General features: G+C 43.7%; 9 protein-coding genes and 1 tRNA gene. 5 read left to right on the top strand and 5 right to left on the bottom strand.

Annotation, left to right across the window (positions count from 1 at the left end; translation table 11 throughout):
• The coding region (locus F6K53_RS17705) for a hypothetical protein (protein ID WP_366511353.1) at positions 1-249 on the top strand (249 nt) is incomplete at its 5' end.
• Between the two features lie 40 nt (positions 250-289).
• Here the strand turns inward: F6K53_RS17705 and pabB are convergent.
• Positions 290-1,762: an aminodeoxychorismate synthase component I gene (gene pabB / locus F6K53_RS17700; RefSeq protein ID WP_293081501.1), complete on the bottom strand. Its 1,473-nt coding sequence runs from the start codon at positions 1,760-1,762 to the stop codon at positions 290-292.
• A gap of 21 nt (positions 1,763-1,783) precedes the next feature.
• Complete coding sequence (locus F6K53_RS17695) at positions 1,784-3,364, bottom strand: dynamin family protein (RefSeq protein WP_293081498.1); 1,581 nt, start codon at positions 3,362-3,364, stop codon at positions 1,784-1,786.
• 306 nt (positions 3,365-3,670) lie between these two features.
• On the opposite strand from F6K53_RS17695, the gene F6K53_RS17690 reads away from it, so the two are divergent.
• Complete coding sequence (locus tag F6K53_RS17690; RefSeq protein ID WP_293081495.1) at positions 3,671-4,498, top strand: pentapeptide repeat-containing protein; 828 nt, start codon at positions 3,671-3,673, stop codon at positions 4,496-4,498.
• A gap of 161 nt (positions 4,499-4,659) precedes the next feature.
• Positions 4,660-4,730: transfer RNA gene (locus tag F6K53_RS17685), tRNA-Cys, on the top strand.
• A 76-nt stretch (positions 4,731-4,806) separates the two neighbouring features.
• Here the strand turns inward: F6K53_RS17685 and F6K53_RS17680 are convergent.
• Positions 4,807-7,410, bottom strand: a complete 2,604-nt coding sequence (locus F6K53_RS17680) for an MBL fold metallo-hydrolase (protein WP_293081492.1) — start codon at positions 7,408-7,410, stop codon at positions 4,807-4,809.
• Positions 7,411-8,211: 801 nt separating this feature from the next.
• Here F6K53_RS17680 and F6K53_RS17675 point away from each other — a divergent pair.
• Both F6K53_RS17675 and F6K53_RS17670 read left to right on the top strand, forming a co-directional pair.
• A complete protein-coding gene (locus F6K53_RS17675; RefSeq protein ID WP_293081489.1) occupies positions 8,212-9,177 on the top strand; it encodes a DMT family transporter in 966 nt (321 codons plus the stop codon).
• Positions 9,178-9,255: 78 nt separating this feature from the next.
• On the top strand, positions 9,256-9,465 hold the full coding sequence (locus F6K53_RS17670; RefSeq protein ID WP_293081486.1) for a hypothetical protein: 210 nt from the start codon (positions 9,256-9,258) through the stop codon (positions 9,463-9,465).
• A gap of 142 nt (positions 9,466-9,607) precedes the next feature.
• Here F6K53_RS17670 and glk read toward each other — a convergent pair whose 3' ends face one another.
• Together glk and F6K53_RS17660 are read right to left on the bottom strand one after the other, a co-directional pair.
• Positions 9,608-10,585, bottom strand: coding sequence for a glucokinase (glk, locus tag F6K53_RS17665; RefSeq protein WP_293045807.1), 978 nt, complete (start codon positions 10,583-10,585; stop codon positions 9,608-9,610).
• Between the two features lie 317 nt (positions 10,586-10,902).
• Positions 10,903-11,952 carry a zinc-binding dehydrogenase gene (locus F6K53_RS17660; RefSeq protein WP_293045803.1) on the bottom strand — a complete coding sequence of 350 codons (1,050 nt, stop codon included), beginning with the start codon at positions 11,950-11,952 and terminating at the stop codon, positions 10,903-10,905.
• Positions 11,953-12,586: the final 634 nt, after the last annotated feature.

Genomic DNA, 12,586 nt, shown 5'->3' with positions numbered 1-12,586 from the left:
TCAACTAATCCACGGAAGCAGACCGAAAGGTCAGGATATCTAGGAGCTGGGTGCGGTGAAAGTCGCACGCCCAGATTTGAAGGAGAGGTGCCCTGGGTAATACCAGGCATCGACTCTACCGAAGTCAAACTCTTGCGCTTACTTAGGTTTGAGACTTTTGTCATGTCCGCGCCTGCCCTGGCGACTGCTATAAATTTAATTTTCTTACCCCTACTCCCTACTCCCTACTCCCTACTCCCTACTCCCTAAAACCCTGGACGAGGTACTTCACCCATTGAGAACTACTATATTAACAATTCACCATCTCGGTTTGTAAACCATCAATATCAAACAACTCTGGGGAAAACTCTCCACAAACCGTGTAGACAATCGCACGCACTAGGGCTTCAGCCTTGAGTAGGGTTTCTTCAAATTCCAGCTGGGGATTCGATAAAGCAATCAGAGCACCACCGATACCAATCGATACTTGATTGGGAGTAATCTCAGCAGTTCGGATCACAATGTTAAGGTCTGCAGCACCGTTGAGTGCAAGAAACCCGATCGCTCCGGAATAGATTCCCCTGGCCTGAAGTTCCAATCGATCAATAATCTCCATGGTTGAGATCTTAGGAGCACCAGTCATGGATCCTCCAGGAAATGTGGCACGGATACAGTCCCCCACCCGTACATCTGGACGCAAACGACCCCGAATTGTACTCACCAGTTGATGAACTGTGGCATAGGTTTCCACATCCATTAACTTAGGGACATGGACACTGCCAATTTCGCAAACCCTGCCCAAATCGTTCCTAAGTAAGTCTACAATCATTATGTTTTCACAACGGTTTTTTTCCTGAGTGCGTAACGCTTCGCACAACAGTCGGTCTTCTTCTTCTGTTTGGCCTCGTGCGGCAGTTCCTTTGATGGGTTTAGATTCCACCCAACCTGAGGAGTCAATTTTCAGGAATCGTTCTGGGGATGAACAAGCCACAGCTAGCTCGCCAAATTTTAGGAAGGCAGAGTAGGGTGCAGGATTGAGTTGGCGCAACCTTCGGTAAAATGCCAAGGGGTCAAGTTCGATATTGGCATAAATTTTGTTAGTCAAGCAAATTTCGTAGCTTTCTCCAGCTTTAATCTGATCCAGACTTTCTTGAATATCCTCCAGATATCTCTGGTAGGAACGACTCAATCGAAAGCTAACTTTTCGATGAGTATAGTCTAACTCAATGGGAGGCAGAGGAGGTAGAGTACAAAGCTGTTTTTCGATACCTTCAAACCAGGCATTGGCGTGGCTATTTTCTCCTTTTTTAGTCAGACACAACAGATAGGTTACTTGCTCTTGATGGTCAAAAGCAATAATTCGGTCTGCTAAGAGAAACATCGCATCTGGAAATGGCGATTGATGGACGAGCTTTCCTCCACATTCGGCTTTTAGTTCGTAACCAAAGTAGCCAACAAAACCACAATTAAAGTCAAAGGGAAGTCCTTCTAAACAGTTGTATCGGCGCTCAATTTCTCTGTGTAGATAGGAGAAGATACTTTCTTGACGATGTGTTGTTTTGCCCGAGCAGTTAATGGTAAGTTTTTGGTCAGTAATCGAGTATTGCACTAGCAGGCTGTTTGGTCCTGTACCATCTCCCATAAAAGAAAAACGAGATAGACCAGGTTCTATACGAGAGCTGTCTAGCCAGAATGCTGTTGGTTGTGAACCAAATAGATGAACAAACACTCGTTCCGAATCAGGGTATACCGTGAGCTTGCGACTATGAATATTAAAAATCATTCGATGAAACAGCCGTGACAGCTATAGCTGCTCTACCTCCTTTAGAATATCGTTAATCTCCTGCCGGAGACTTTGTAAATTATCCTCCAAGGATTGACTGGCAGCGAGTTTATGCTCAATTTCCCCCAGTCTCGGCTTCAGAGAATCAGTGAACTGCTTGAGGCTGTTTACCAATTCTTGCTGCAAACCTTGTTTTAGCTTATCGGTATAGTTATTCTGCAACTCACGCAAGGTTTCATCAAGCTGTTGGGTTGCCTTATCACGCTGTTTAGGAACTGCATTGAAGCTAAACATGGTCAACATCAGAGCTAGTACAAAAGCTGACAGATCAAATAGTGCAGCGGTGGCTACTACATGTCCCCCAATTCCTGTTGCTGCGGCAGCTGTTCCCAAGGTCAAAAAGTTGTTGAGTCCCTTTTCTGAAGCTACCTTAAGATTGTCAGAGATAGCAGTGGTATCAATTTTACCACTATTAAGTTCGGGAACCTGAAATGAGTCTTCTGAGAGGGTTGCTGCTACTTGTAAATCTTCCCTAGCTTCGCGAATAATTTGTTCTCGATATTTCACAAGGGTTGATGCTGCTTCCTTAACAATATCCTCCATCTGTTGCTCAAGTTTTACCTCCTTGATCGCCCTAGCTACTTTTTCTTCCAGGAGATCGTCTTCCCTAATAATACGCTTTTTTAATAGGCTAATGAAGGCGAAATTATCCTGGATTAGCTTATGTAATTGTTGAATTAGATTGGTAAACAGGTCACGAATTTTTTCTCTAAAAACACCAAAAATCAGGTCATATTGCTCAATGCGCTCATTGATTCGCAATAGGGATCGGTCAAATATGGTTTTTTCGGCAATAACTTTCTCCCGTGCCTGATAGTTCTTTTTCTCTAACTGCTCTAGGTAAACTAACAGAGAGTTCTGAGGACCTTGAAGTTTTAGCCGTATTTTTTCAGCTTCTACCAGAAACTCTAGTAAGAAATCTCGTAGGCTGTCGATGTCTTTACCAGTGCGTGTTGATACTGTAAATAATGGTGGTACTTCTGTAAAGACATCACTAAGTCCATCTTTAACGTGTGAGATAATCTGTTCACTCTCTTGTGGGGTGATCAGATCCACTTTATTAATAATAACGATTACTTTACGTACCCAGATCTTACTGACTAAGGAGAGAAAGTCTAGCTCTGATTTAGTCAGTGGTCGTTCCACTGAAGTGACAAACAGGATGATATCAGCATGCTGTAGATAATCCTCTGTCAGTGCTTGGTGACGTTCAATGATCGAGTTTGTGCCTGGGCTATCAATAAAGACAATGCCATCAAACCCATCTGGGTAATAGGGTTGAATCGAGTTTGTGGTCGGAAGTATGCCCACAGCAGCTAGCTCGTCATTACTCAAGCGATTCAGGACACTGGATTTTCCGGCATTAAATTCTCCACAGACAAAGATCGAGAAGGGATTTTCCAGTTGCTGCTTGAGGGCATCAAGATCAGGGCAAGAGACATCGAAAAGCAGCTCTGCTTCGACAAACAGTAGTTTTACACCTTTGATGGTGTTGAGGCTGCGGTTAAACAGATGCTCTTGTTGAACAGGAAGGGTGACCACGTTACTATGAGCGAAATGAGCGAACAGATCCAATTATATTACCAAGTATTCGCAAGATAAAGAAGCATAAATCCAAAGCATACGCTAATTAACCATAGGCCCAGCGTTACTTTAAGGTAAGTTTCTTGACTGGCGGGATAGATCACCCTCACTTTCGGGATCAGTTTAGCCGAGAGGTAAGCAAGCTCGATTAACCAACCATTAACACTTAAAAGTCTGGCTTGCTAGATTAGAAATTGACAGGCTTGACAGCCTGGCACTTATACTATCTCCGCTCTGACTGGCTTCCCAACGCTCCAAATAACTATGAAACTCCCAAAAGACCGTATCCCTGAAGACCAAGCCCACCAAGTATTCGCCCTAGCGGCTCAACTCTATGCTCAGCACAACCAAAGCTATTCTGTCAAGGAGTTGATTGAAGCAGGTAAAGAGGCACAAATTCCCCCAGAATTTATGGAAAAAGCCCTTGCTGAGATTAAAAAGCGAACGCATTCTCAATCCCTACTCCCTAAACATCATAGTAATATATCTGGTCTGATGTTGATTGGTATGGGTACAGTCTTACTCGCTCTTGCGGGTATAGGATGGTTAGCTAATTTTGTAGAACCTAGACCAGTCGCAGAAGCGGAGCTATTGGAATCTATACCACTCCCAGAAGCAGGGCCAACAGAGGTAAGTGTACCTGAAGACCAATCCACAGCGTTTGAGGATAATCTAGGGTCAGGACATATTAACAAGTGTACACCCCTGATCGAGAAAGACCTCAGGGGTGCTAACCTCAGTGGGGCAGATTGTACGAATGTGGACTTGTCAGGAGTAGATTTCACTAATGCTAACCTGACTGGTGCTAATTTCAGCCGTGCTGATTTAAGTCAGGCTAACTTCAGCAATGCCAATCTCACCGGTGCCGATTTGGCTGGAGCAGATTTAGCCAATGCGGATTTAAGCGGTGCTAACCTGACTGGTGCCAATTTAAGTAATACAGATTTAACAGGATCTAACTTGACTGGTGCCAATCTCAATGGTACTGATCTGGCCAAGGCAGACTTAGAAGGGTCTGTCATTAATGGTGCTAATTTCGATAACACTAATCTCAATCAGGCAACTATGCCCAACGGTACAATAAACCAGTAAAAAAACTACTTATTAGCGTTCTTTGCGTCTTCCTTCACCATGGAAGCACCGGCTAAAGGGGATGCACTGGACGCGGTAAGATTTTGAATATGGGCAATTGCTGAGATATTCAAAGAAATTGAAAAGTGATATAGTATGATATAATAAGAAACTAGTGGCGTGGCGGCATAGCCAAGTGGTAAGGCAGGGGCCTGCAAAGCCTTTATCCCCAGTTCGAATCTGGGTGCCGCCTTGTTGAAATGGGTAAGACCGGGAAAATCCCGAAGATCGCGAAGATCTTAAAGTCCGGCTGCAGGGGAACGCTCTTGCTAGTAATCAACTTCCTCTGCCAACAGAAGGTCAGTGTCAAGAGTTGACATATCCTGGACTTTAGATTGAAATTGATCACAGATTGCCAAGGGATCAACTCTCCGCTCAAACAAAGGACTATCAGGAGATTCACAAAATCTACCACTGAAAAACTGACACACGGCACAGCAATCCTTTCCACTCTTAAGCCCTGCTTCAATTTCTTCTTCCTGAAGTATCATTTCCGGTTGCATGGGAGCAAGCTTGAGATTCACACCATCCCATCGCGCTTTGATAATGCCGCTGATACTCAAGGTCTGCCATCGAGGGTCTTTTTCCACCACCTCTTCGGGAACTCGCAACCAAGCATCGGTACCAAAGGTCTCCACCATCACGTCAAACTCTTGGGGTTGCTGAATTTTAGCAAGCTGCTGTCGGGAAAGCTGTTCCGGTGCTACTCCTAATTCAATTTTATCCCCCACAGCAGGAATATGGATATAGAACAAGGACTGATTGTCTCCAGACCGGGCTACTTGGTGTAAGGCTTCTAATTCTCCGTGAATTAAGACTAGGTGCTTGGGCTTTACCTTGTTGATTACTTGTCCGAGTCCTACTTTATCGGTATGGGCAGAGAGGTTAAACCGTTGGATTTGAGCTTTGACGGTAATTGGTTTCCCATCTAGTTCAATAGTGTCCCCAGTTTTGATACTTTGCAGGAGTCGGCCAGGGGATTCCTCATCAGTGTAGCCAGAAATAAAGATGGCAGCATTCTCTCGCTCTAGCAGTACTGAGGCATAATAGACTGAAGGTCCTCCGGTGAGCATACCTGAACTGGCCACAATTACACTGGGTTTTGCGATCGCAATCGGACGTTCCCGAAAGTGTTCGATAGAAATAATCGGGGGTGTACTGGTTTTATCAAAGAATGGTTCCTGGCCATTAATCTTGACTAAGTTTTGAACTGGAATAGGCAATAAGTCCAGGTTTTCTCGGAATACCTCTGTGACTGCTCTGACCAATCCATCCACAAAGATGGGAACTGTTAATTTATTAAATAGCTTGGAGGTGCGGATCGCTAACAGGATTTCCTGAGCTCTACCCAAAGCAAAAGAGGGAATTAAAACATTGCCCCCAGCTTGCACTACTTCAGCAATGGATTCCATCAATGCAGTTTCTTGATTTCTTCTAGCGGGGTGGACAGAGGAACCATAGGTAGACTCAGTAATTAAAATATCCGCTTCAGGAAGCTCAGCTAAATTCAAGCCGTTAGTGGTGCGACTATTGGTAGTGTGGAAGTCTCCGGTGTAGAGTAAAGACATATCCTTATAGCGCAGATAGATACAAGCCGCACCCAAGATATGCCCGGCATTGATGAACCTTACCATTAGTCCCGGTAATGCCTCAAAGTCTTTGCCTACTGGTTGAGTTTCCAATTGAAACAAGGTTTGTTCTAAATCGCCCTCATCAAATAACTCTGGAGAGTCTTCATTCAGTTGCTGTATCTTCAGTCCATCCCTGAGCATGACATGGGCAATTTCCCTGGTGCCATGAGTGGAAATCATCCGCGCACCAGGGTAGCGGCTGTGAAAGACGGGGACAGCACCAAGGTGGTCTTGATGGCTATGGGATATCAGGAGCAGGTTAGGATTATCCAGATAGTCCAAGGCGGGCAAAGGGTCGTAGCCTTTGGGTCGAGTGCCACAGTCTAAAACTAGTTCATACGGACCAATCATAATTTGGAAACAACTGGCACCAATGCTTCTAGCTGCTCCTAAAGGAGTAACAATTAAACGATCATAGGATTGAGAATCAACACTTGCAGATGGGATATCCGGAAACTGGTAATAATATACGTGGATATAGTTTCCCTTCAAACTCACTCGTGCTTGTTGCTGGGTTGAAGGGGAGAACGCTTCCCATTCCCATCTTGTTCGACCTCGCTGTTTAGGCAAGTCTAATTGCCAATCGTTGACACCGGTTTTCTGTTTCAACGTGGCTAAGACTCTATCAATGGTTTCCGTCGGGGGAGCAGCTAGTGTAGATTTGGAGGGATAATGGTCATCTGATAGCCTGGTCAGAGCCTGCTGTAACAAGGTTGTTTGGGTTTGTTGAAATGTTGACTCATGTTTATACTTCCTAGACTCGACCGGTTTGTGGCTACGGTTTTTCTTCGAAGCTGGACGGCTATTGGAATTGTGCTCTCCTTGGGGTAAAGCTCGATGTAAAATCAGGGTATCCCGTTGGCGCTTAGCAACTACTTCCCACAGTTCCCCAATTTTCATGTGCTTGCTAGAGCCCAAGACACTGATCTTCAGGGTTTTCTGTCCTGGTCTGGAAACTTTTAGTTGTACAAACTGTCCTCGTTTTCCTAACTGCACTACTCTGCCAGCGATTAACCATTGCTCTTCCTGGACTGTCTCAGTCATGGCTTCTAGGTAGAGAGAGCCTATTACACCATCTGAGCTAGTATTGGGGGCGACTTGCCAGGAATGGATTCCAGTAGGAATATCATCAGTGGGCAAGGTTTTGATTTTGAATCGAAGGCCATCCTGACTGAGGAGATAGTTTACCTGAGCTACTGACTCGATGTTTCCAGTTAAGGTGCATTGGATGGTATTGGTCATCGCTGTAGTGGCATTAGCAGTGGACTATTCGGGTATTTTTTGGATCAGTTGCCACTTTAATGGTAGACAAGGAAATGGGAAATGAGCCCAAATTACGTGCGTAGTTACTGATAATCCAAATTTATACCATATCCTGTATATTTTAGCAAATATCGCACTCAGTGATTAGGCTAAAAGGCTGGTGTTTCCTTCTGTTGTATTAATGTAGTATGCCAAGTAGTAGGCGAAATGGGATGCTCGCCTGGTCCCCCCTAAGGGATGTTCCTTAGGAGGCGCTACGGGAAAGCAATAAGAATGCGATTCGGGCAAAGCCCGACGCTTCGCGAACGCAATATCGCAATAATAGTAAGCCAAACCCTGGGATACATTGCCAATACTATCGGACAGGATATTAGATCAAATCCGTTTAATTGTCCATAATAAAAATTACGATATTGTTAATCATCACTAATCCTCCAGACGTGATATAAAAATTTGATACTGATTCCATTTGATTTGGTGAGCAGGATACTTTATGATTAGACTATTATTTATTTGGAGCAGAATAGTAGGTTATAGCTTAGCTAAACTAGACTAAGCTATCAGCTAATCAGCTATTCATGATGAGTGTAAGATAACAGACCAAAAAGACCCAAGTAACATCAGAATCAACCACGATAAAAAAACTGTATAGACGTTATAGATCACGTCGTCTATACTATCCTAGGTTGATCAACCCAATGATTGCCTTATATTAGCTGTCATAGGATAGCTAAATACTGAAAAATTACGGTATTTTGAGTCAGGAGCGAACACCAAACCATGAAAGCGATAGTAACAGAAGACAATAGAGAGCAAACATCAGAATTACTCCCAATAATATTATTGGTAATTGCCTTACTTGCTTTATCTATAACAGCCATATTAATCAGGTTTTCTCTTCAAGAAATAAGTGCTAATGCCACAGTATTCAATCGTCTTTGGATAGCTACTATAGTCTTTGGTTTGTGGAATGGAATAAACCAAGTACGCACTCAAACATCGAACCAGAACTCTGAACCACAGTCAGGTTATCAAATTGTCGATATCCTACTTTTGGTAGGCGTAGCGATATCTCATCTGGGTGGTCGATTTCTATGGACTTGGTCCTTAACTAAGACTAGCGTTGCTAATGGCAATGTACTAGGAGCTTTAACACCATTTTTCGCTACTCTAGGAGGATGGTTATTATTTAAGCAGCGTTTTGACCGTAGATTCCTCATTGGTCTGGCACTTGCCTTGTTAGGGGCAACTACTCTACAAATAGAGGATTTTCTAAAATCGTCCAATAATTTTATCGGTGATACTGCAGCCTTAGCATCTTCTGTATTTTATGCAGTAAACTTTTTACTATTAGAACAACTGCGAACCAAGTTTTCTGTAGAAGGAATACTGATTTGGCGCTGTGCTTTGGGAACACTGTTTATGATCCCAGTGGTTCTGATATTCAGCGATCAAATTTTTCCGATATCTTGGTCAGGATGGTTAGCAGTGATTTCCCTAGCTCTTGTCTGCGAAGCTGTGGGACATGGTTTAGTAGTATACAGCCTTAAGCACTTTTCTTCAGGCTTTGTTTCCTTAGTCCTGCTTCTCGATCCAGTAGTTGCTGCTATTCTGGCCTGGATTCTATTTTCAGAAAGCTTAAGTATTCTTAACTTACTAGGTTTTGCTGTGATTATGGAGGGGATTTATCTATCAAAAACTGGCAAAGGTGCTGATAAGCCAAGTATTAAGGAAGAAAACACTTAATACCATTTACCGTTATGGATGCTACAACTAGTTATATCAAGTCTGGTTGAATACCCATAATTAAGGGGAGATGGGGAGATGGGGAGATGGGGAGATGGGGAGATGGGGGAGATTTTTATTAAGGGTAATTATAGCGTTTATCGCAGTTATGAGGTACAGTCTTCTTTTAGGTTGATTCCCTGTATTGATGCAGCGCATTGCTGTTCGCTATTCCCTATTCCCTATTCCCTATTCCCTATTCCCTATTCCCTATTCCCTATTCCCTATTCCCTGTTCCCTGTTCCCTAAAAACCCAGAACTTTGTACCTCATAGCTATGATAATTGCTATATCCTGACATGATATTAGTCGGTAATTGGTAATTGGTATAGCAGTTCTCAATCCAGTGAGAACTGCTATAACATACTTACATACTAATAAATAAAGATTAGTTATGTTGAAGATAGACTTCTATGAGCATACCAAGCAGCACCCTGCAAAGCGGCCTGGTCATTAAGAATCACATAGATAGGAATAGACTTCAGCAAATCAACCATCTTATCCTTATTAATAAAATGTTCCATAAACAGAGGTTCATGCAGCTTATCCAGAATGCGAGGGGGAATTCCTCCACCAAGATAAACACCCCCAGTTGCGAAAAACTTAAGAGCAGCATTTCCGGCTTCAGATGCCAAAATTGAGACAAACATCTCTAAAGCTTGCACACAAAGGGGACATTTATTGGCCAGAGCTGCATTACTAATTGCTGCGGCTGGCTCTCCTTTGCTCATTTCTTCTGCTAACCATTCAGGGGTGTTGCCATGACCGCTATCCCGCAAATAATTATACATACGAACCAAGCCAGGACCTCCTAGAAGAATCTCGTAGCTAACCCGTTTGTATTCTTGCTGAACATAACGCATCAGTCCCACTTGAAGCTCATCTAAAGGACCAAAGTCAGTACTCCCACCTTCAGATGCGATCGCATGAACTCGACCTTCCACCTCAATGCTTGCTGCTTCTCCCAAGCCAGTACCAGGTGATACTACTGCTCGATTTCCCCCTGGTATTTTAGTGCCGACATTAAGAGTAACTAAGTCATCATCCTTTAGGGTTTCTATGCCATAAGCATTGGCTTCTACATCGTTGAGCAAGCTAACCGGAACACCGGTAACTGAAACTAATTTAGCGGCTTCTACTTTATCCCAGGGTAAATTAGTCAATTTACACACACCTTCCTGGATTGGACCAGGTAAGCCGAAACAAGCAATTTTAATGGGATGCTCACAGCTTTTAACGAAAGCCCCAACCATATCTTCAAAACTATGATAGTCTTTACACTTATAAGTGCTTTTTTGGACTATAGAGAGGTTCTCGTCAAATACTGCTAATCGGCAATTTGTTCCGCCTAAGTCACCTGCTAATATCATAAGTAATTCAAAATTACAAATAAAAAAATGCTATCAACGTTTTAAGTTAATTATACCTTAATCAGTAAGCATTCAGCCGTGAGCCAAAGGCTCACGCTACTTGAGGTGCCGTCAGCCGTCAGCTTTTAGCTCACGCTACTTGAGGTGCTTAAAATAAATCTAGAACGATAGAATTTAATAGTTCCAGAGTAATGAGAATTGAAAGTCTGGGAAAAATCCATGACTCGTGGCACAGACTTTGACGCTGATAGCTGATAGCTGATAGCACCTCAAGTAGCGTGCGCGTAGCGCTAATCGCTGTTCGCTGATAGCTTACCTTAATCAACCTCTGCAAAATCAATTACTAAGGCTCGGCAATGCGGTTGATTGTGAATATCAACTGCTTCTGTTGTTAATTTTGAAAAGGGAACAGTATTGGTAATAATCGGTTGTAGATCAATCTTCTTTGTGCAAATTAGTTCTATGGCCTGACGAAAATGCTCTGGAGTATATCGATAGCTACCATAAATCTTGAGGGAACGATAATGAATTAAATTAGGATTGCCCGGAAACTCAGTTCCCGGGGGTGTTCCACCAAACCCAACTGCGGTACCGCCACACCTGAGCAGGGTTAATGCCTGTTCATAGGTTTCCCCAGAGCCAACGGCTTCAATAACGACATCAGCACCATAACCGTCGGTTTGGGCCATAACTATGTCTTTGAGAGACTCTCGGGTAACATTAACGGTACGATCAGCACCCAAGGCTGATGCCTGTTCCAGAGAATCATCATGTTTGCCAGCTAGAATAATTTTGGTAGCACCTCTCAAGCGCGCTAGCTGAAGGAAGCTCAGTCCGACACCGCCATCACCAATAACTACCACACAATCGGACAAACCAATATTAGATAAGTCAATACCCTGAAGGATACAGGCTAGTGTTTCTGTAAAGGCAGCAAACTCGTAGGGAATTGATGAGGGCAGCTCAACGATTCCGCTAGCCAGGGAAGCCGGAACGCATACAAATTCAGCCATGCCACCGGGTTGTAACTTAGTTGGGTTGAGGCAATGGCCTAATGCTCCTCGCTGACAGTAAAAACACTCTCCACAGGGTTTTTCTGGGTTGACGGTAACGCGCATCCCTGGTTTGACTTTGGTAACACCCTCCCCTACAGCAACAACATCTCCCGCCAGCATCCTACCAAAAATGACTGGAGGATTATGTTTGGCGTGTCCCACTAATACCGCCCGTGCGTGCATCGCACAAAAGAAACACTTCTGAACCTGTATCAAAACTTCCCCTGGGCTAGGTTCAGGTCGGTCTATTTTTTCTAAGCGAAAGTTCTCACGTCCTGGACCATACCAGACCGCAGCCTGCATGGTTGTCATAATCTCTTGCTCCAATGTTGTTTACCAAAAAGTTTGGGTCATTAGCCCCGTCCTTCGCTGGATAGAAACCTTAGACAGGGTCGCCAAAATCGGCAAAGAAAGTTTTAACCCTTATATGCATAGCCTGCCAACCATCAAGGCTCCACTGTCTTACGGTAACTTGGCCATAGGCCACGCCAAAGGCGAACGCGAACAACGGACGGCTTTTCCAGCCGATGTGATAGAATAAAAGCATAAGCAATAAACTTGCATGTCAGATAGGTACTATCTAATCATAAGTAGACAACGTAAAAAATATGTATGAGATACGTATTGCGTAATTTGGTCTAACGACTACAACGTCTATGAAAAACTTAGATAAAAAAGTATCTGTCCCAAAATAAAAATAAAAAAGGTACGGTGGGGCACACCGAAACCTAGATCTATGATCAATCACGCTTGGGGAGATTTGTCCTCTACTTTTCCTGGTTCCGGCCTGGTTTAGCAAGACGAGTCGTAGATCCAAGAATCCCCGTTCTTCCTTCGGCGGGGAGTGTCAATGTGAGTGCATCTCATTAACGCTGTTTGACCCTGTGGTGCGTTAGGGGCAGCAACCTAACTCTGGCTACCGAGAAAATTAGTGCTCCCGTAACAC

This window comes from Moorena sp. SIO4A1, assembly GCF_010672065.1.
Taxonomy (GTDB): domain Bacteria; phylum Cyanobacteriota; class Cyanobacteriia; order Cyanobacteriales; family Coleofasciculaceae; genus Moorena.
Note: the sequence above shows the minus strand (reverse complement) of the source record. Positions and strands in the feature narration are given on the sequence as shown.